Below are 19364 nucleotides of genomic sequence, written 5' to 3'. Positions count from 1 at the left end.
CTTCAATTTTCAGTCACAATTACCAAAATAAAAGGAACTTGTTGCATCTATGCAGCAAGTTCCTTTTGTCTATTTATTCATTAACTTATGAATTTCCTCTATAGTTGGAAGAGCAGAAATGGCGCCCTTTCCTTCTGTGGTTAATGCCCCACTTGCATTTGCAAACGTAAGAAACTCCTCTGCTTTTGTCTCTAGTAAATATTCTAATTCTTCAAAGCTGGCGTTACTTTCTAAAAGCTTGTACAAGAAGCCACCGATAAATGCATCTCCAGCGCCAGTTGTATCTTGCACATCTGCCTTAAAGCCCTGGGAGTCAAACTTTTTCCCATTTACATAAAGTTCTGCACCACGGGCCCCTTTTGTATAAATGATTGCTTTTACGTCTCCTTTAAATAAAGAAGAAATGGCGTTTTCTTCGTCTGAAATTCCTGTAATAAATTCAAGCTCTTCATCTGAAATTTTAACGATATGAGACTCTGGAATAAATGATAGAATCGTATTTCTACAATCTTCCGCACTCTTCCAAAGTGGTAATCTTACATTTGGGTCAAAGCTAACTAAGCCGCCCTTTGCTTTCATCGCTCGAATCGCTTTCGCATGAGCACTCTTCATTGGGCTTTCTACTAGGTCAACCGAACAATAGTGAAGGATATCTCTCTTACTAAACCACTCTTCATTAATTTCTGTTTCATCTAACAATAAATCTGCTGAAGGGTTACGGTAAAAAGAAAAATCTCTCTCTCCATCTAGTCTAAGAGAAACAAATGCAAGACCTGTATTAGCCTCAGACGTCCTACTAATTTTATTTGTTTCAACCCCTGCTTCTACCAACTTCTCTACTAAAAAATCACCGAACGCATCTACTCCAAGCTTAGTGATCATAGAAGACGATCCACCATATTTAGCAACTGCTGCAGCTACGTTAGCTGGAGCTCCTCCTGGTGCACGTTCAAAAGAAATAACATCCTTTAATGCTTTTCCTTTTTCTAAAGGGATAAAATCAATTAATACTTCTCCGATAGAAAATAATTTCCCCATTTTCCTACCTCTTTCTACTGATTTGTTTGTAGTTCCCATTTCTTTGCCTGAAAAGAAACTTTTCCTCCGGTAGCGAAAAAACGGATGGATTCACTCTCTTGGTTAGGAAAGATTCTACTTGTAAAAACCTCTGCTCCATCATTAACAAAAATCTCAACCGAGGACACATCAACAAACATCTGAAGTTTAATACTCTTGCTGTCCAACTCACATTTTCTTACTGTTCCATAAGACGTTGCAAAGGATTTCCCAGAAAGTGTTCGATCAAGGACTAGCTTCTTTTCTATCGTATCATAAGTAATGATTGTTTTTTCATTTTTTCCTGACCGAAATTCAATACCAAAGGTGATAGCATCATAATTTTGGAATTCACCTAGTAACTCGTAGGTCGTGCCAGTAAAACCATCGTAGGCTTTTCCTTCATCAAAAAGGATATCCTCAATCTCCTGTTCATTTTTCCTTAATGCTTGTAATTCCTTTACTGGAGTTTGAAATAGCTTTCCGTTTACTTCAGTAAGCTCTCTTGGTAGAGATAAACAATGAGCCCAACCATCTTTATCCGTTGGATAGTCGATTTCTGGAAGCCCAACCCAACCAACTAATATTCGTCTACCCTTATGATCCTCCATCGTTTGTGGTGCATAGAAATCAAATCCACGGTCCAATTCTTGAAATTCTCCGTGGGAAAATACACCATTTTTTACGTCAAGTTGACTCCCCATTAGGTATCCAGATTGATAAATGTTCTGATACAAATCTCCCTCTGGATCAATTCCTTGGGGTGAAAAAACAAGAATTCCTTTGTCTCCTAATTCAAAATAATCCGGACACTCCCACATATATCCGAAGTTGGGAAGCTCCGTCTTAATTTCTCCTTTAAATGACCAACTCAATAAATCATTAGATTGGTATTGTACTATACACCCGGTTCCATTTATTCTTTGAGCTCCAATCACCATGAAAAACTCGTCGTCTTTTTTCCATATTTTCGGATCACGAAAATGATCAGTATACCCTTCTGGTACCTCTGAAATAACCGGCGGAAGTTTTGTTATTTCCCCATCTTGATTCATCGCCGCTAAACATTGATATGGGTTTCTTCCCCACTCATTATCTCGCGTGTTTCCCGTATAAAGTAAATAGAGCTTTCCCTCATGTTCAATCGCACTCCCTGAGTAGGCACCGTGACTATCAAAGTAATCACCAGGCTTAATCCCGATTCCAGCATCTTCCCAGTTCACCAAGTCTTTAGATTTCACATGATACCAATACTTTAAGCCATGTACTGGTCCTAAAGGGAACCACTGATAAAATAAGTGGTATTCCCCATTAAAGTAGGAGAATCCGTTTGGATCATTTAATAGCCCTGTATTCGGTTGGATATGGTATGTTTGTCGCCATACTGAGCTATTCACTCTTCTTTCCAACTCATTTACTTCTTCCTGACTTACCTCTTCCAACGTTCGATACCTTCGTTCTTTTGTCCATTCCATGTTAGTCTTCTCCCTTATGCAAATAGAGGGGAATCATAATTGCGATTCTCCCCCCTCATTTTTTATACCTTAAGCTGCTTTAAGTCCGTTTTTGTCTTTTTCTTTTTTCTCTTCACGCTTCCCTAATACAAAGGTCACAGCAAAAGCTACTGCAAAGGCAATCGCCATTCCGATGATATAAGTGATAATTGATCCCGGCTTAATAGAGATAATACCAGGAAGACCTGCCGCTCCAAGTGCAACTGCCTTAACTTTAAATAAAGTTACAAACGCTGCCCCAACTGCGGATCCGATGATCGCACCGATAAACGGAAAACGGAGCTTTAAATTCACACCGAACATAGCAGGCTCTGTAATTCCTAATAGTGCGGAGATTCCGGCTGCCGAAGCAACACCTTTTGTCTTGGCATTTTTCGTAATTAATAGCACGGCCAAAGTTGATGCACCTTGAGCAATATTTGACATAGCAGCAATGACAAATATGAAAGAACCGCCTGTTTTAGCCATGTCCGCTAATAGCTGTGTTTCTACTGCAATAAAGCTGTGGTGCATACCCGTGATAACAATAGGCGCATATAGAAGTCCGAAGATCGCTCCCCCGATAAACCCAGTTGTGTCATACAACCAAATTAATCCGTCAGTTAATAAATTCCCTGCCGTACGTGTAATAGGACCAACTGCTGTGAATGTTAAAAGACCTGTAACAAAAATCGTTAATAATGGTGTTAATAGGTTATCTAATGAAGATGGAACCACTTTTCGTAAACCGTTCTCAATTTTCGCTAGGATAAAGGATGCTGCAAGAACAGGAAGAACACTACCCTGATATCCTACCTTTTCAATTTCTAATCCAAAAATATTCCAAACTGGAATCGTCCCATTTAATAACGCATCTCCATACCCATATCCATTCAATAAGTCTGGATGAACCATAAGCATTCCAAGTGCGGCACCTAAGTACTGATTGCCACCAAATCGTTTTGTTGCGGAAAATCCTATTAATATCGGTAAAAAGACAAATGCAGCATTTGCAAAAGTATTAATAAGTGCCGCTAAATCCGCTAGTTCAGGCTTTGCTTCAACTAGCGATTTACCTGCAATAAATAAATCCTGAGCAGTTAATAGGTTGTTGATCCCCATAAGTAAACCGCCAGCTACGATCGCTGGAATAATCGGAACAAATATATCAGAAAGCATTTTTACAAAACGTTGAAGCGGATTCATTTTCTTTGAACCTGCATCCTTTACGTCACTCGTAGACATTTCATCAATATTAGTTAACCTAGTAAACTCTTTATATACTTCACTTACCGTTCCAGAACCAAGAATAATTTGATACTGACCACCAGTAGAGAACGTTCCCTTTACAACATCCATTTCTTCAAGAGCATTTGTATCTACTAAGCTCTCATCCTCTAATACAAGTCGCAACCTTGTTGCACAGTGTGCAGCTGCTGTCACATTTTCCTTGCCACCGATCGCTTTAAGAATTTCTTCAGCAATTAGCGAATAATTCATTGGTATTTCCTCCCTATTCTTTCAATGGAACCGATTCCAAAATTGGTTAAAAAAACTTCTGTGGAACCGGTTCCTTTTATAAGTATTATTTGACCGGTTCCAGGTCTTTTGTTTGGAACCGGTTCCGATGAGTTGATTATAATTCATGTTTTATGAAACTGTCAACGCTTCCACGAGAAATTAATTCAAAATTTATATAAGTGATTTTTTCAATAGCTTCTCCTTCAATCAACTTCAGCATTTTTTGTGCCGCTGTCTTCCCCGCCTGTTTAAACTCGTATTTGACCGTTGTAAGACTTGGATGAATATATTCAGTGACCTCATATCCTCCAAATCCCGTTACAGAAAGATCCTTTGGTATATCTAGCCCCTTTACATAGGCTGCTTTACAAACTCCTAAGGCAATATTATCTGTCGCACAAACGATGATGGATGGATTAAAATCTTCAATAATAGTGGTGGCTTTCTTTAGTGCGTCTCCCATGCCAAATCCTGTTTCGAAATACCTTACCTCACACCCATCGACACTTGATATTGCATCCTTGAAGCCGTCTCTCCGTTGGACACCTACTGAAATATCTTCAGGTGTAACACCTAAATAAGCAATTTTGCTGTGTCCCTTTTCTAAAACATGTTTCCCCATCGCTTTTGCAGCTTCGTAATCCTGGTGGATAATGCTATAAACCGCTTGATGCTTCTGTCCTACAAGGATAATTGGGATATCTATTTTTTTAAATGCCTCTAAATGTTGGTCGGTTATTTTTGTTGCCAGTAAAATAATTCCTGCAACCTTTTGTCTCGCAAAGCTATAGAGGCTTTCTATTTCTCTTTCTTCGTCTTGACTCGTATTCGAGATGACCATTTGGCAACCAGCTTCCCGCAGTTGTTCGTCAATCCCAATAAGTGTTCTTGCAGAAGCAAAGGAATCTAATCGAGGTACAACTGTCCCAATGATACTCGTCTTTTTTGCTTTTAAACTTTGAGCGAACGTATTCGGAACATACCCCGTCTCTTTGATCACTCTTTCTATTTTCAGTTTAGTCGCATCTCCAATTGACCCACCGTTTAAGTAGCGCGAAACAGTACTCTTGGCCACACCAGCGATGCGAGCAATATCTGCAATTGTTGTCATACTGTCACTCCGTTATAAATTCTTCGATATACTAGGTGCATTTTTCAATATAGTAAAATGTGTTCTTAGCATAACTCTATGTCCTTTTTTAGGATATAACAAGTCCACAAATATAAAAACGATCACCCATAGAGCAACCGTCACCCTTTAAAAATCTTTACTCCATTCTTCCTCTTCTAATATTACACCGTTTTCAGCGATATAACCAACAGTAACAGTCCCTTGTTGCAATTTTTCATAGTTAACTATATACGTTACAAATTCATTAAAAAGTGTATCGTCGTTTTTATTCTTTTCTCGCGGAAGAGTAATACGTATAGTTGCTGCCACATCATAATCTTTATAACTTTCTACTTTATTCGGATCAATCCCTAATTCATTACCAATTTCATCTGGAAAAAACACATAGTAATCGGCCTTTTCTCCTAAACGATCTGTAATATAAGAACGAATCTCCTTTTCTAGGTCGTCAGCCCACTTATCAGCTACATATGTATCAATCATTTCATTGGTTTCACTGTCCCTGTATACTAAAAATTCTGTTTGATTCCCCTTATCTCGACCTTTAGCTGCATATTCAAATTCAAAATTACCCATATTATCGAACAGGGTATCATATATTTCAAAGTTATCATTAAAGTTCTCTTCCAAGTATTGCTCTGCTAGAGCCCTTATTTCCCGTTCTTTTTCTTTATCTGGCTTCATACTTATGTTAAAACTAATGGCAAGTACAGCAATTCCCACTAGTACTAAGCCCAAAATACCTAAGATAATCTTAAAAATTTTCTTCAAGAAGATCCCTCCAAACTAAAGAATAAAACCACTAAAAACCATACCTATATTAATCACCATGTGAAATATAATAGATGGAAAAATACTATTTGTTTTTAAAACGATCATCCCATAAAAGAGTCCACCTAATGAAAAGAACAGACAAAGGATAAATGGAATGCCAATAAATAGATGCATCAATCCAAAACCAATACTTGTGACAACCAATGCATAAGAAACCGAAACATATTTAACTAAGGAAAATAATAAAACCCCTCGCCAAATTAGTTCCTCAAGTGTTGCATTTATGAGTGAAAATAGTATACAAAAGACGATAAATGTTTTGTTTATGAGAATTTCTTGGTGTAAAACAATTGGTAGAAACGCTGCCCCGGTAGATCCAATCACTATAAGCGTCAAGGTGGACAGCTTAATGGAATGAAAAGGTAATTCGACAAGGTGACGCCAACGGGGTAGATGAAAATAAAAAAAGATTTTCTGGTTACTAACTCGATGGGAAATGTATAACCCCACTAGCATAAGTACTAGTAAACTTCTGTTTAAAAGGATCATTGGCTCCCTTGGAACGTCATTCAGTTCAATCTCAATATTGATTATCTGATAAACTATTAAACTGACCAGAAAACATATAAAAGTGAAAGCTAAAAACCGGTAATTCGAACTCTTCATGAAAATAAATAACAACAATAGTACCGCTACTGCTCCTATCCATATTTTAGATGAGATAACTATAATCCCTACAAAAAATAAAATTGCCATTACATAATTTGTTCGTCTTAAAATAAATGTCATAAATGCTCCTATTGTTAATTCCTTACCATCTATAATACCATTTAATTCCTTTTGCGCGTGTAAAAAGTAAATTTATTAGGAAAATAAAAAGCATGTGTTCGGTGCTTACCGGACACATGCCTAACAAGGTAATACCTATTTATTTACTGAAGTGGCTGGTTGTTCATAAACGAATTTGGCTCCATTTTCCCAGCACCTTGAATGATTCTCATATCCAAAGGAGGTGTCCCATGAATATATGCTGGTCCTGGCTTAAGATCTGGCTTTTGCCCCATCGCTTTCGGATTTTGTACATATTCAAAAGTAGCCTGTCCATCAAAGGTTGCACCATTTGCCCATCTACCTGATCGACTATCTTCTCCTTCAGAGAAGTTCATAAACGAATAAGATACTTCTTGCTTTTCATATTCTTGGCTGAAAGTACTTGGGACAATTGCACCTTGAGTTTGTTCTAATTCTTCAATGGCAGCCATCCATTGGTTTTGGTGCATTGTATCACGAGCAATTAAGAAAGACAGCATGTCCCTGACTCCAGGGTCTGTTGTCATTTCATACAGACGAACTACTTGAAGTCTTCCTTGTGATTCTGCATTTAAGTTTGCTCGGAAATCCGCTAACAAGTTTCCACTTGCAATTGTATAACGCGCTGTCCATGGATAACCAACACTATCGTTCGGTTGAGCCCCTAGTCCATTTACGATAGCATGTTGGGGATTCATCCCACCTAGCACAGCTTCTACAACCGGATCTTTCGCTGCTTGTTCTTGATCATGTGCCGGTGCACCGTCTAATAACTGTGCAATCATCGTTGCAATCATTTCCACATGCGCAATCTCTTCTGTTCCTATATCTAAAATCATATCGCGGTATTTACTTTCTGCACGACAGTTCCAACCCTGAAATAAATATTGCATCATAACAGACATTTCCCCAAATTGACCACCAAGTATCTCTTGTAATTTCTTTGCATAAACTGGATCTGGCTTAGTTGGTTTTGCGTTGTATTGTAATTCTTTTACATGATAGAACATTCATATCCCCCTAATTATTATGATCTGTTCATAAGTATTTTTTGGGAAAAACTAAAAATATATAAGATGAAATAAAATCCAAAAAAAAACATCCCAGAGATTGAGATGTTTTTTTCATTTTTTCAATTAAAGTTCTTCCCCATTGGTAGCAATTACATTCTTATACCAATCAAACGATTTCTTTTTGCTTCTTGCTAATGTGCCATTGCCATAATCATCTTGGTCTACGTAGATAAATCCATAACGCTTAGACATTTCTGATGTACCAGCACTAATTAAATCAATGCAACCCCAACTTGTGTAACCAATAAGATCTACGCCCTCTTTGATTGCTTCTTTCATTTGTTCAATGTGTGCACGCATATAATCAATTCGGTAATCGTCGTTGATAGAACCGTCTTCTTCTACTTTATCATACGCTCCAAGACCATTCTCAACAATAAATAATGGTACCTGGTAGCGGTCATACATTTTCTTTAAAGTGATACGCAAGCCCTTAGGATCAATTTGCCATCCCCAATCAGATGACTCTAAATAAGGATTTTTCACTCCGCTAAAGAAGTTTCCTTTTTCCTTTTTCTTATCAGGTGCTCCACTAGCAACCATTGACATATAGTAGCTAAATGACAAGTAATCAACTGTATGTTGGAGTAAAATTTCTTCATCTCCAGGAAGCATGTTAATTTTAATATCATTTTCTTCAAAATAGCTCAACATATAGCTCGGATAATATCCTCGAACTTGAACATCAGTGAAGAATAAGTTCATTTGATCTTCTTTTTGAGCTTCTAACACATCATCTGGACTACATGTTTCAGGATATACTTCCATACGAGCTAGCATACATCCAATCATAGCCTCAGGAATAATTTCATGGCATGCTTTTACGGCTCTTGCACTAGCGACAAATTGATGATGTAGAGCTTGATACACTGTTTGTTCCTTATGTTCTACTTCGTCAATTAGAATTCCGCTTCCGATATAAGGAGATAGTGTAGAAATGTTTATTTCATTAAAAGTTAACCAGTATTTTACTTTCCCCTTATAACGATTAAATACCGTCTCAGCATAGTGTACAAAGAATTCAACTACACGACGATCTGCCCAACCATTGTAATTTTGTACTAAGCTAAGAGGAATTTCATAATGTGATAATGTTACAAGTGGCTCAATTCCATACTTTAATAACTCATCAAACACCTTGTCGTAGAAAGCTAGTCCCTCTTCATTTGGTTCTCTATCATCACCGTTTGGAAAAATACGAGGCCAAGAAATGGACATACGGAATGTTTTAAAGCCCATTTCTGCAAACAAAGCGATATCTTCTTTATAACGATGGTAAAAGTCGATCCCACGACGTTTCGGGAAATTATCTCCACCCTTACCTGCTAAAAGGTCTTCTAGTTCCTTTTTACTCTTAACATCCATTTCGATTTCATTTCCACGTTCTTCTTTCGGTACGAATTGAACCATATCAAAGATAGATAGTCCTTTTCCGCCCTCGTTGTAAGCACCTTCTAATTGGTTAGCAGCCGTAGCTCCACCCCATAAAAACCCTTCTGGGAATTGATTGTTTTTCATGGTAATTCCTCCTAGCCTTTTCGCTAAAATATTATTAGTTAGTCTATAGGAATATAGTAATTTTAATTCGTTTGTTAGTAAATATTTACGGAGTATATAGTTTTGAATAACAACGGTTGTTATTCGTTACAAAGTTGTAACACTATGTTACATTATAAAAGGATGACTAGAGAGCTCAGGAGAGGTACTGTTTATGTTTACCAATGAAATCATTAAATCTTTCAATGAATTAGAAACATCTATATATAACTATGTCTGCCAAAATGGCGAGAAAGTCGCTTATATGAGAATTCGTGAAATAGCGGATGAAACCCACGTATCAACAGCAACCATCTTACGTTTTTGCCGTAAACTTAACTGTGAAGGCTTTTCAGAGTTTAAAGTTAAGCTAAAAATGTACCTAGGAGAAGAAAAGAAAGCCAATCTAAAGAATTCAGACCATTCAGTAGTAGAATTTTTTGAGAGGACGCTAAATGGAGACCTAGAAGAGAAAATTAAAGAGGCAGCCAAACTGATTGCAAAAGTTGATCATGTGATTTTTATTGGAAGCGGAAGCTCGGGGATTGTTGCTGAATATGGAGCCAGATATTTCTCGAGTTTAGGGAAATTTTCACTTTATATTAAGGACCCTTTTTTACAGCTACACTCCAAACACCACAATAAAAGCGTCACAATTGCCCTTTCGGTGTCAGGTGAAAACATTTTTACAATAGAACACTTGAACCAATTGAAGCAAGAAGGAAACAGTATTATTAGTATCACTAATAATTTTCGTTCAACGATTGCCAAAATATCTGATGTAAACATTGCATACTACGTGACGGAAGAAATTTATGAAAAAGCCAATATAACCACTCAAGTGCCCGTCGTATATATTCTAGAATCTCTCGCACGTGAAGTACATAGACAAAGCTAACCTTTTTGAGGCACTTTGTACATACCTATAATAAATTCACTACAAAATTCATCATTCGAATATACCAACGAAAATAGATGCATCCATTAAGGTGCGTCTTTTTTCGTTGGGTATATCTATTTCATTCTTTAGTTTGGTAGATTGCTAATACATTAGTAGAGTCTCTTGAGAGAAGATCTCCTTCTATGTTTTAATATGTAAAAATAAGAAGTTAAAGGAGAAGTAAGATGTTTTTTTATATTTGCATGTCCTTATCTATCATTCTAATACCTGGTCCCGATATGATTTTTGTTCTTACACAAAGTATCTCATCAGGTATAAAAGCAGGCGTCCGTACGATACTAGGTTCTTTAACAGGAACTCTCATTCATACATTACTTGCTGCGTTTGGCTTGTCCATTATCGTTCAGAAATCCCCCTTTGTCTTTGAAGTTATCAAATATGGTGGTGCTATTTATTTACTCTACTTAGCTATTCAATCTTTTCGTGAAAAAAGTAAACCCGCTGAAATAGAAACAGAAGGGACTGAACTAAAAGGCTTTTTTAGAAAAGGATTTATCACGAATATCTCCAATCCCAAAATGCCTATTTTCTTTTTAACCTTTTTACCACAGTTTGTACATGTAGGTACTGGGGATGAGTCATTCCAGATTTTTTTATTAGGTATGATTTTCATCATTGAAACGTTTATTGTGTTTTTTATTATTTCATTATTTTCTTCACGTCTAAGGGAAAAATTAAGTGGAAATCTCATGGCTGCTAGCATAATTAATTACTTTAAAGGAACGATTTTTGCTGGATTGGGGATTAAATTGCTTCTATTAAGTAGATAAACACACTATGGGGGTGTTTAGATAACTGCCCCCCTACCATGTCTGTTATATTTATTGTAGCTTCTCTTCCTGCCTTTCCTCCTTAACTTGGCCAATTACTGAGAGAACTGAACCAACTGCCTGAATCCAACTGCCAGCAAAAATGATTGTATCTCCTGATGATGCTGGCTCCTTAGAAATCCGCTTTTCCTTTAAGTTAATGCTTCCACCGATTGCTTGTAGGGAATTACCTATAGACTGTAGCAAGTTCCCATATATATTATATATTTGCCCTGCTGCGGTTGGGTCATTAAATTCATCTCCTAAGGCAACTGCCCCACCAAGTGCTTGAATCCAATTCCCTGTAATAACTAGTTTTTCTTCACTTACTTCATCTACATTCCACACAAGCCCAGCCAGTACCGTACTGTTGCCTATGGCTTGGATTTCATTTCCAAGCTTCTCAAGTGAGGGGGTACTTTGCCCCTCTGCTTCAAGGGCATTCCCCATAGCTTGGAGAGTATTTCCGACAATATCAAAATCTTTATATAAGTCAATAATCCTAGTGGTTTCAGATGGGATACTAGCTATCGCTGAAAGAATGGTACCTATCGCTGCTATCACCGCTCCAAATATTTCTTTGACCTGATCGTCCATAACATACTCCTTAAAAGTGGTATGTTAAATTATATTCCGTTCTTGGAGTCCTGCTACGTCAAGATAGTTACTAACAATAACAATCACTTTATGAAAAATAAAGACCCTCGCGTAACGAAGGTCCAAACTCACTCCTTAGGATTTCTAAACCATTTTTTATACTCTATTTCTAAATCTGTAAGTGTCAACTCAAATAAATGTCGCTCATTCTTCTTATAGATTCCCGCACTGATTAAATAATTTATTAAGTATTTCTTTCTTTGTTCTACTGCTAATCTTAATTGTTTTGACATCCTTCATACCTCCAGTTTAGTGTATTCAGTACCCAACAAGTCTTAATACCGAACTTTGGAAACCAAACTGAATTATTTTCTAAAAGATACACCATTTCAACAAATAAAAAGCCCCCATAGTAACAGTACAACTTCTTGAACAGTTAACTAACAGGAGCCTTCGGGTGTCCGATCGGCATATATTTACTTTTGTTTTTTAGCATGTTTTTGTTGTGTTTTTCCTTTTGCTAGTAAAGGTAAACGGTGTTTTTCTATTGTATCGACTTTAGTTACCTGAGAGTTATGTACCGTTATTTGAACCGTACCATATTCTAAGCTCTCGAGTAAAACCTTATCTTTTTCTATTACTTGCTCATCAATTTGTCCTTTTGAAAGCAAGAAAATTATCCCCTTTATTCAAAGTCAATTTATTCTCCAATAAATCCTCTAAAGTGGTTTGATCTAACACATATGCGATGGTATCTCTTACAAGCGACCAGAGCGGCTTTAGTTGACATGAAGGTTCTAATTGACATGGTTCGTATTTCGTAATTGATGCACATCCCATAGGGGAAAGTGGCCCCTCTAACACCCGAATGACTTCACCAATGTTTATGTCCCTTGTCTCCCGTTTTAAGATATATCCGCTTTAATAAAATTTGTTCTAAATAACTTACAGTAACTAAAGTTTTATCTGAAATTTCTTGAATTGATACCACTTTTCCATGATGTTCCCCAAGAACTAGGAGTGCCCTTAGTGCATATTCTCCCTTACTTGAAACCTTCATTTTGTTTTCCCCCTACTTTAGCCCATTCAATTAATTAAATTTTAACCTCAAAGTTGAGTATTCTAGTCAACATTTTACCATAAAAAGATGATTTTTGATTAAAACAGTCGACTTTTGCATATAAAAATGGATTACTTTGTATTCTTTAGGGGGAAACAAAACTTAATTTACTACTTCACTTGCATTTGTACTTGTATTTTTAATTTTTATTACGATATATACAATCGAAGCTATCCAAATACCTGCAATGCTAGCGTAAACAAATGGATAAACATTTGTTTGATCAATCCATGTTGTTACAAGATTCCTAGAGTTAACTAAGATAATAAATCCTCCTACAAGCACACCCATTAATTGAGCATGGATTTTTTGTACTAACCAGGCAGCAATCGGTGCAGCAATTAATCCACCAATCATTAACGCTCCTACCCACAGCCAGTTTACTTGTTCCCAACCAAGGGAGATTAAAAATCCAAGAGTAGCAGAAACGGCAATGGCAAATTCGCTTGTATCAACTGTACCAACTACTTTACGTGCACTGATTCCTTTTTGAGATAGCAAAACAGGAGTTGCAATGGGACCCCAGCCACCTCCACCAGTCGCATCAGCAAAACCGGCAATCAATCCTAGAGGGATGGATTTTTTTCTTGATAGGCCAATATTGTTTTTCTGTTCTCCAACTTTAAACATGAATAAGAATCTAGCTAAAACATATACACCAAGGGCAAGTAAAAAAATAGAAATATAGGGCTTTGCTAGGTCACCAGGAATATTACTTAAAAATGTAGCCCCTAAAAATGCTCCAATCGATCCTGGTATGACGAGTCTAACTACGGTTTTTTTATCAACATTCCCAAATTTAATGTGTGAAGCTCCAGATGCAGCCGTTGTTACCACTTCCGCTAAATGAACTGATGCGGACGCAACTGCTGGTGCAATACCAAAAGCTAGTAACATTGATGAGGACGTCACCCCGTACGCCATTCCTAATGCGCCGTCTATTAGCTGTGCAAACAAACCAATAAACGCAAATACAATTAACTTTTTCATTTCATTGCCTCCAAACTTCTTAAAGTAGCATTGTTTATATACTATAATCCACATTATCCCTACCTGTAAACTAGGAATTTAAAAAATATTAAAAACATTCTTTTGTTTGTTAAAAATAACCTGATCGGTTTTTAAGACCTGTTTCATGGAATATCTTAAAATATAAAATTTAGAGATTGATTTATAGGAGGTATTTACATGCAGGCAGTTGTTTGTACAGAGTATGGTAATTCTAATGTGCTTTCTTTAAAAGAGGTGGATAAACCTGTTCCTAAGAACAAGGAAGTGTTAGTGAAAATACATGCCTCTTCCATAAACTATGGAAATCTAGTTCTCTTAAAAGGTCAACCTTATTTAGCTCGATTGGCTTTTGGTTTATTTAAACCGAAATACTCCATACCTGGAGGCGACATTGCAGGTCAGGTTGAATCGATCGGCAATAAAGTAAACCAACTTCAATTAGGGGATGAGGTATTTGGTGACCTATCTGCCTATGGTTGGGGTGGTTTTGCAGAATATGTATGCGTCCCTGAAGGTGCACTTGCATTAAAACCGAATAATGTATCCTATGAGGAAGCTGCAGCAGTACCAATGGCGGGAGTTACCGCCCTGCAAGCACTAAGGAATAAAGGAAATATTCAACCAGGACAGAAAGTTTTGATCTATGGTGCTTCTGGTGGTGTTGGTACATTTGCTGTGCAAATAGCAAAAGCATTTGATGCGGAAGTTACAGGCGTTTGTAGTACGAGAAATGTGGAAATTTTACGTTCGATCGGTGCTGACCATGTCATCGATTATCAGAAAGAAAATTTCTCCCAATCTCAGGAAAAGTATGACTTGATATTAGGTGTAAATGGAAACCAGCCCTTATCTATTTATAAAAGAGCTTTGAATCCGAATGGCATCTTTCTTCATGTCGGAGGTTCAGGAGAACAGTTATATCAAACCATGATACAAGGACCATGGACATCAATCATAGGAAGTAAAAAGATCGGAAACATACTACAGCGAGCCAATCAAAAAGACTTAATTTATATTAAAGAATTACTTGAATCAGGTAGTGTAAAGCCAGTTATCGATAGAAAATATAAATTAAGTGAGATTGCTGATGCTTTCAATTATTTCTCTGAAGGTCATGCTCAAGGGAAAGTGGTAATCACTGTTTAATATTAATGATAAAAGCTCGTTTCCTCCTCATAACCTATAAAAATAGAAGTGTATCGCTTGTCACAATACCTATATAGAAAGTATAATTTTTTTAACTCAAAGAACCCATTTTTATTGTTTTCTGGAAACTAAAACAATAAAGATGGGTTCTTTCTATTTTTAGGAGGGGTTATCTTTTGTATCGTTTGGTCCTGCATTCATTTTATGTTTTTCTAGGAGCCTGTTCCTTCGGTATCTTGTCCACGATTGTGAAATTGGCTTACAAAGAAGGCTTTAGCTTTCGCGAAGTAACAATGGGGCAATATGGTTTTGGATGGGCGATTATGCTTATCTTAATGATTATTTTTTCCAGACAAAAAATAAGCTTTAAACAATTTATCCGTCTGGCGGTTGTTGGAGCATGTACAGCATTGACTGGCGTTTTTTACTACTATTCTCTACAAACCATCCCTGCCTCTATAGCGATTATTTTGCTGTTTCAATTTACCTGGATGGGCATATTGATTCATTCAGTAGCAACCAAAAAATGGCCTTCGAGGTCCACCCTTCTATCTATCTTCTTATTAATGGGCGGAACCTTCTTAGCAGGTGGAATAGTTGGAGGGAAAGTACATCATATAGATGTTATGGGGTTGATTTTTGGTTTGCTTGCCGCTTTAATGATGACCTTATTTATTTTATTAAGCGGAAAAGTCGAAACAAAACTACCACTCATTACTCGAAGTTTCTACATTTCTACTGGAGGTTTATTGATTCTACTAACGGTGTTCACACCAAAAGTAGTATTCACTTCGCTTGGAGAAGGTTTATGGTTTTATGGTTTCATTTTAGGAGCGTTCGGAACCGTCATTCCTATCCTACTCTTCTCATTAGGAGCACCAAAAATTAGCCCCGAACTCGCTAGTATACTTAGTGCGGGTGAACTTCCTGTAGCTGTCATAGCTTCAGTCTGGGTACTCCATGAGCAGGTGACATGGCTACAATGGTTTGGAGTGTTAATTATTTTGGCTGGAATTGCGTACCCGCAAATCAGATCTTACCTATTAACAAAACACCTTCAGAAGAATGTTAAGGTTTTGTAAAAAATAACTGTTTAGAACAGTATAAAAAGAAAGACATGTTATACTTGATTTCGAAAGTCAATATCGGTTTCCAATATTGATAATTGGAGGTGAATCTTTGGAAGACAAGGTATTAAGGAAACTATTTCTTGGATTTATCCACATTCATATCCTGCACCATGCCAAGGAGAAGCCTATCTTTGGTGTATGGATGCTCGAGGAACTGAAAGAACACGGCTACAATATTAGCTCTGGTACCCTCTATCCTATTCTCCATTCTATGGAAGAAGACGGATTGTTATGGAAGGAAGAAAAAAATGTTGACGGGAAAATAAGAAAGTATTATTCCACGACAGCAAAAGGGGTAGAGATTTTAACTGAGGCAAGAAATAAGGCATATGAATTATTTAAAGAAATAAAAGAATAGTTTTTCAGAGGTGATTTAATGAAACAAAGTAATCATTTGAAATCATTATTGGAAATCCTTATGGTGTCGACTCGACTAGGATTAACATCGTTTGGCGGTCCAATTGCTCATTTAGGTTATTTCCATAATGAATATGTACAAAGAAGAAAGTGGCTAGACGAAAAAACTTATGCTGATTTAGTGGCATTATGTCAATTCCTTCCTGGCCCAGCAAGCAGTCAAGTTGGTATCGGAATTGGTGTCATAAGAGCTGGGCTTCTTGGCGGAATTGTATCTTTTATTGGCTTTACTCTTCCATCAGTTGTTGCCCTTATGATATTTGCTCTCTTGCTTCAAGGATCCGGAGTAATGGATGCAGGTTGGATACATGGCCTAAAAATTGTTGCAGTTGCAGTTGTAGCACATGCGATACTAGGAATGGCTAGTAATTTAACTCCTGATATAAAAAGAAAAGCACTTGCACTATTTGCTCTGGTAGTAACACTGCTTTGGCAAACGGCCTTTACTCAGGTAGGTGTCATTCTAATTGCAGGAGTTCTTGGTTTTTTCCTGTACAGACAACAAACAGAGACACATGTACAAAAGGTGACTTTCCCGATTAGTCGTCGTTTTGGAATTATCTCCTTACTAGTTTTCTTTTGCTTATTATTATTGCTTCCTGTCTTAAGAGAAGGCACAAATATTCATTGGTTAGCTTTGTTTGATAGCTTTTACCGATCAGGTTCCTTAGTATTTGGTGGCGGACATGTGGTGTTGCCTTTACTGGAACGTGAATTTGTTCCTAATGGAATGTTAACGGAAGAAGCCTTTTTAGCTGGTTATGGAGCTACCCAGGCTGTACCAGGTCCCCTCTTTACATTTGCTGCTTATTTAGGAACTGTTATGAATGGTTGGCAAGGGGGGCTATTAGCCACTTTTGCAATCTTTTTACCCGCCTTTCTTCTTGTATTGGGAGCATTACCTTTCTGGGATTCGATTCGTCGTAATCCTAAAATTAAAGGAGCTTTAATGGGAGTGAACGCAGCAGTAGTAGGCATTCTAATATCCGCCTTCTATCAACCTATTTGGACAAGTTCCATTTTATCTTCAATTGATTTTGCATTTGCAGCTATTTTATTCTGTATGCTTGTATACTGGAAGATGCCTCCATGGATTATCGTCGTGACTGGAGTAATCGGTGGAACACTTATGACTTTTATATAAAAATAAGACAAAGGACTATGCTTGATTACTGGCTAGTCCTTTTTTACATGTAATAAATACTTGTTCTTAGAAATCATTTATTATTTTGTATTTTATTTTACATTTATTTACAAACTATTAGAGGAAGGAAATTATATAAATATAATGAGGGATCATATGAATCACGAACAACTTAAAAATTTGCAAAAACTGAAGGATACATCTAGCGAATTAGCCCATGATTGGGTTAATTATTGGAAAGAGTATTCCAGTATTGATACATGGCAGTTCTGGCTAAATATTGCATTTTTAATTATTCCATTAATTGTTTTATATTTTAAACTCGATCGGTCAAAGGCTTTTCATATCGGTTTTTTTGGCTACAGCGCTCATATTATATCAACTTATATTGATGGGTACTCAACCAGATTTGGACACTGGAAGTATCCTTATAAAATAATCCCCTTATTACCAATAAATATGGGATTGGATACGTCTTTAATCCCTGTAGTAATCATGCTTGTTTATCAATGGACGTTAAATAAAAAAAAGAATTATTACATTTCCATGTTAGTTGTAGCTTCACTGTTTGCATTTGTATTTAAGCCGATTTTATGTTATTTTGAATTATTTCAATTATCAAAGGGGACTACTTACTTTCATTTATTTCTTTGGTATATTAGCGGCGGTTTATTATCCAAATGGATTACAAATGTTTTTTTACACTTTGAAAAAAGTAGTAAATAAGCCAAAAGACCAAATCTATGGTATGTACGTTTGGTCTTTTTACTCCCCTTTTATTAGTCTCTCACGGTTATCCGATTGAGGTGGTTCCTCTAGCCACCCGTGTTTTATCATAATGTTTGCTCCATCCTCCGCGTATAGGGCAATTTCTGGAATTAGCGAAGCATATTTTAATCCTAAATCTCTTCTCGGACTCCTAGACATTGAAGCACCATAATTACCTATCCCAGCTGCAATCATACCAGACACATGGAACATCATTAGTTTCTCGGAGAAAACAGGGATTGTTGAATCCGTAAGAGCTGTGTCCCAAGTCATCGGTGCAGGTAAATCTTCCTTTTTTAAAAGGTCGCTGAATATGTCGATATATTTTTGAGCCATTCGTTTCCCTCTAATAAAATAGTCCTTCACTTCTTTTTGTTTGTGCAGTTTACAAATGTTAATTTTATAAGTATTCCTGGTCTTTCCTTCAGATTTCTGTCTAATATATTGAGGTTTGTAGAATATTACTACAGATAGAGATTTTATTTTTATAATCACAATAAGGGGATGATTAAATGGAATACGTAACACGCGAGAACATCATGAACGAATTACAACAATCTTTTCATTCATTAATGGATACATATAACCTAGAAGATATTGGTCTATTTGAAGAACAAGGTCCAAATGGCCAATATTACATGGGCTATACGATTAATCAGAATGGTGGAACCTACTTCATTCATCAAACCTATAAGACCAATTCTAACGGACATCTTGCACTTATCGGTAAAGAATGGACAATTGAAACAGATGAGCCGAACACTGATGACAAAACGGGGTATGAAAGCATAGAAGATGTTTTTCAACAATTGGATTAGGAAATGAGAAAGGTGCATTATCCGGTAAGGATTGATGCACCTTTCTTC

23 protein-coding genes are annotated in these 19364 nt (G+C 36.8%); 8 read left to right on the top strand and 15 right to left on the bottom strand.

The window, feature by feature from the left end:
* Positions 1-69: 69 nt before the first annotated feature.
* From BKO01S_RS08385 to BKO01S_RS08350, 8 genes are all read right to left on the bottom strand, one after another.
* Positions 70-1038, bottom strand: coding sequence for a PfkB family carbohydrate kinase (locus BKO01S_RS08385; RefSeq protein WP_066051692.1), 969 nt, complete (start codon positions 1036-1038; stop codon positions 70-72).
* 14 nt (positions 1039-1052) lie between these two features.
* On the bottom strand, positions 1053-2531 hold the full coding sequence (locus BKO01S_RS08380; protein ID WP_066051689.1) for a sucrose-6-phosphate hydrolase: 1479 nt from the start codon (positions 2529-2531) through the stop codon (positions 1053-1055).
* Positions 2532-2600: 69 nt separating this feature from the next.
* A complete protein-coding gene (locus tag BKO01S_RS08375; RefSeq protein WP_066051686.1) occupies positions 2601-4049 on the bottom strand; it encodes a sucrose-specific PTS transporter subunit IIBC in 1449 nt (482 codons plus the stop codon).
* 136 nt (positions 4050-4185) lie between these two features.
* On the bottom strand, positions 4186-5181 hold the full coding sequence (locus BKO01S_RS08370; RefSeq protein WP_066051683.1) for a LacI family DNA-binding transcriptional regulator: 996 nt from the start codon (positions 5179-5181) through the stop codon (positions 4186-4188).
* A 147-nt stretch (positions 5182-5328) separates the two neighbouring features.
* Positions 5329-5973, bottom strand: a complete 645-nt coding sequence (locus BKO01S_RS08365; protein ID WP_066051681.1) for a hypothetical protein — start codon at positions 5971-5973, stop codon at positions 5329-5331.
* 15 nt (positions 5974-5988) lie between these two features.
* Entirely contained in the window at positions 5989-6765 is a 777-nt protein-coding gene (locus BKO01S_RS08360; RefSeq protein WP_066051676.1) for a CPBP family intramembrane glutamic endopeptidase, read from the bottom strand.
* A 143-nt stretch (positions 6766-6908) separates the two neighbouring features.
* Positions 6909-7796, bottom strand: coding sequence for a manganese catalase (locus tag BKO01S_RS08355; RefSeq protein ID WP_066051673.1), 888 nt, complete (start codon positions 7794-7796; stop codon positions 6909-6911).
* Positions 7797-7922: 126 nt separating this feature from the next.
* The gene (locus tag BKO01S_RS08350) at positions 7923-9377 is read right to left on the bottom strand and encodes a glycoside hydrolase family 1 protein (RefSeq protein WP_157077331.1); all 1455 of its coding nucleotides are present in this window, start codon (positions 9375-9377) and stop codon (positions 7923-7925) included.
* Positions 9378-9570: 193 nt separating this feature from the next.
* Between BKO01S_RS08350 and BKO01S_RS08345 the strand changes: the two genes are divergently transcribed.
* Complete coding sequence (locus BKO01S_RS08345) at positions 9571-10293, top strand: MurR/RpiR family transcriptional regulator (protein WP_066051667.1); 723 nt, start codon at positions 9571-9573, stop codon at positions 10291-10293.
* 227 nt (positions 10294-10520) lie between these two features.
* The gene (locus tag BKO01S_RS08340) at positions 10521-11126 is read left to right on the top strand and encodes a LysE family translocator (RefSeq protein ID WP_066051664.1); all 606 of its coding nucleotides are present in this window, start codon (positions 10521-10523) and stop codon (positions 11124-11126) included.
* Between the two features lie 51 nt (positions 11127-11177).
* On the opposite strand, the gene BKO01S_RS08335 is transcribed toward BKO01S_RS08340, so the two are convergent.
* The 6 genes from BKO01S_RS08335 to BKO01S_RS08315 all read right to left on the bottom strand — a co-directional run bounded on the left by BKO01S_RS08335 (position 11178) and on the right by BKO01S_RS08315 (position 13872).
* Positions 11178-11762: a DUF6944 family repetitive protein gene (locus BKO01S_RS08335; protein WP_066051661.1), complete on the bottom strand. Its 585-nt coding sequence runs from the start codon at positions 11760-11762 to the stop codon at positions 11178-11180.
* A gap of 128 nt (positions 11763-11890) precedes the next feature.
* Positions 11891-12055, bottom strand: coding sequence for a Fur-regulated basic protein FbpA (locus tag BKO01S_RS08330; RefSeq protein ID WP_066051658.1), 165 nt, complete (start codon positions 12053-12055; stop codon positions 11891-11893).
* A gap of 183 nt (positions 12056-12238) precedes the next feature.
* Entirely contained in the window at positions 12239-12433 is a 195-nt protein-coding gene (locus BKO01S_RS08325) for a DUF2292 domain-containing protein (protein WP_066051655.1), read from the bottom strand.
* Positions 12411-12626, bottom strand: coding sequence for an Rrf2 family transcriptional regulator (locus tag BKO01S_RS25195; protein ID WP_369690993.1), 216 nt, complete (start codon positions 12624-12626; stop codon positions 12411-12413). Before BKO01S_RS25195 ends, BKO01S_RS08325 begins: the two co-directional genes overlap by 23 nt.
* Positions 12627-12636: 10 nt before the next feature.
* Positions 12637-12822: an Rrf2 family transcriptional regulator gene (locus BKO01S_RS25190; RefSeq protein ID WP_369690992.1), complete on the bottom strand. Its 186-nt coding sequence runs from the start codon at positions 12820-12822 to the stop codon at positions 12637-12639.
* A 162-nt stretch (positions 12823-12984) separates the two neighbouring features.
* Positions 12985-13872 (bottom strand): sulfite exporter TauE/SafE family protein, encoded by an 888-nt coding sequence (locus BKO01S_RS08315; RefSeq protein ID WP_066051652.1) that lies wholly within the window; start codon positions 13870-13872, stop codon positions 12985-12987.
* 198 nt (positions 13873-14070) lie between these two features.
* On the opposite strand from BKO01S_RS08315, the gene BKO01S_RS08310 reads away from it, so the two are divergent.
* From BKO01S_RS08310 to BKO01S_RS08290, 5 genes are all read left to right on the top strand, one after another.
* Positions 14071-15039 (top strand): NAD(P)-dependent alcohol dehydrogenase, encoded by a 969-nt coding sequence (locus tag BKO01S_RS08310; RefSeq protein ID WP_066051649.1) that lies wholly within the window; start codon positions 14071-14073, stop codon positions 15037-15039.
* A 176-nt stretch (positions 15040-15215) separates the two neighbouring features.
* Complete coding sequence (locus BKO01S_RS08305; RefSeq protein ID WP_066051645.1) at positions 15216-16121, top strand: EamA family transporter; 906 nt, start codon at positions 15216-15218, stop codon at positions 16119-16121.
* A 97-nt stretch (positions 16122-16218) separates the two neighbouring features.
* The gene (locus tag BKO01S_RS08300; protein WP_066051642.1) at positions 16219-16527 is read left to right on the top strand and encodes a PadR family transcriptional regulator; all 309 of its coding nucleotides are present in this window, start codon (positions 16219-16221) and stop codon (positions 16525-16527) included.
* Positions 16528-16545: 18 nt separating this feature from the next.
* Positions 16546-17730 (top strand): chromate efflux transporter, encoded by a 1185-nt coding sequence (gene chrA, locus BKO01S_RS08295; protein WP_066051639.1) that lies wholly within the window; start codon positions 16546-16548, stop codon positions 17728-17730.
* 156 nt (positions 17731-17886) lie between these two features.
* Complete coding sequence (locus BKO01S_RS08290) at positions 17887-18456, top strand: CBO0543 family protein (RefSeq protein ID WP_066051636.1); 570 nt, start codon at positions 17887-17889, stop codon at positions 18454-18456.
* Between the two features lie 39 nt (positions 18457-18495).
* Here the strand turns inward: BKO01S_RS08290 and BKO01S_RS23865 are convergent, their stop codons facing one another.
* Positions 18496-18993 carry a DUF3231 family protein gene (locus BKO01S_RS23865; RefSeq protein ID WP_269748510.1) on the bottom strand — a complete coding sequence of 166 codons (498 nt, stop codon included), beginning with the start codon at positions 18991-18993 and terminating at the stop codon, positions 18496-18498.
* A 17-nt stretch (positions 18994-19010) separates the two neighbouring features.
* On the opposite strand from BKO01S_RS23865, the gene BKO01S_RS08280 reads away from it, so the two are divergent.
* The gene (locus BKO01S_RS08280) at positions 19011-19316 is read left to right on the top strand and encodes a DUF5634 family protein (protein WP_066051630.1); all 306 of its coding nucleotides are present in this window, start codon (positions 19011-19013) and stop codon (positions 19314-19316) included.
* Positions 19317-19364 lie beyond the last annotated feature (48 nt).

This window comes from Robertmurraya korlensis NBRC 107688 (assembly GCF_001591645.1).
Lineage (GTDB): Bacteria > Bacillota > Bacilli > Bacillales > Cytobacillaceae > Robertmurraya_A.
This window is presented reverse-complemented; position numbering and strand designations above follow the sequence as displayed.

Coding starts and splice junctions, on each gene's coding strand:
- BKO01S_RS08385 (WP_066051692.1), bottom strand. CDS start 1,038: ATGGGGAAATTATTTTCTATCGGAGAAGTATTAATTGATTTTATCCCT.
- BKO01S_RS08380 (WP_066051689.1), bottom strand. CDS start 2,531: ATGGAATGGACAAAAGAACGAAGGTATCGAACGTTGGAAGAGGTAAGT.
- BKO01S_RS08375 (WP_066051686.1), bottom strand. CDS start 4,049: ATGAATTATTCGCTAATTGCTGAAGAAATTCTTAAAGCGATCGGTGGC.
- BKO01S_RS08370 (WP_066051683.1), bottom strand. CDS start 5,181: ATGACAACAATTGCAGATATTGCTCGCATCGCTGGTGTGGCCAAGAGT.
- BKO01S_RS08360 (WP_066051676.1), bottom strand. CDS start 6,765: ATGACATTTATTTTAAGACGAACAAATTATGTAATGGCAATTTTATTT.
- BKO01S_RS08355 (WP_066051673.1), bottom strand. CDS start 7,796: ATGTTCTATCATGTAAAAGAATTACAATACAACGCAAAACCAACTAAG.
- BKO01S_RS08350 (WP_157077331.1), bottom strand. CDS start 9,377: ATGAAAAACAATCAATTCCCAGAAGGGTTTTTATGGGGTGGAGCTACG.
- BKO01S_RS08345 (WP_066051667.1), top strand. CDS start 9,571: ATGTTTACCAATGAAATCATTAAATCTTTCAATGAATTAGAAACATCT.
- BKO01S_RS08340 (WP_066051664.1), top strand. CDS start 10,521: ATGTTTTTTTATATTTGCATGTCCTTATCTATCATTCTAATACCTGGT.
- BKO01S_RS08335 (WP_066051661.1), bottom strand. CDS start 11,762: ATGGACGATCAGGTCAAAGAAATATTTGGAGCGGTGATAGCAGCGATA.
- BKO01S_RS08330 (WP_066051658.1), bottom strand. CDS start 12,055: ATGTCAAAACAATTAAGATTAGCAGTAGAACAAAGAAAGAAATACTTA.
- BKO01S_RS25190 (WP_369690992.1), bottom strand. CDS start 12,822: ATGAAGGTTTCAAGTAAGGGAGAATATGCACTAAGGGCACTCCTAGTT.
- BKO01S_RS08315 (WP_066051652.1), bottom strand. CDS start 13,872: ATGAAAAAGTTAATTGTATTTGCGTTTATTGGTTTGTTTGCACAGCTA.
- BKO01S_RS08310 (WP_066051649.1), top strand. CDS start 14,071: ATGCAGGCAGTTGTTTGTACAGAGTATGGTAATTCTAATGTGCTTTCT.
- chrA (WP_066051639.1), top strand. CDS start 16,546: ATGAAACAAAGTAATCATTTGAAATCATTATTGGAAATCCTTATGGTG.
- BKO01S_RS08290 (WP_066051636.1), top strand. CDS start 17,887: ATGAATCACGAACAACTTAAAAATTTGCAAAAACTGAAGGATACATCT.
- BKO01S_RS08280 (WP_066051630.1), top strand. CDS start 19,011: ATGGAATACGTAACACGCGAGAACATCATGAACGAATTACAACAATCT.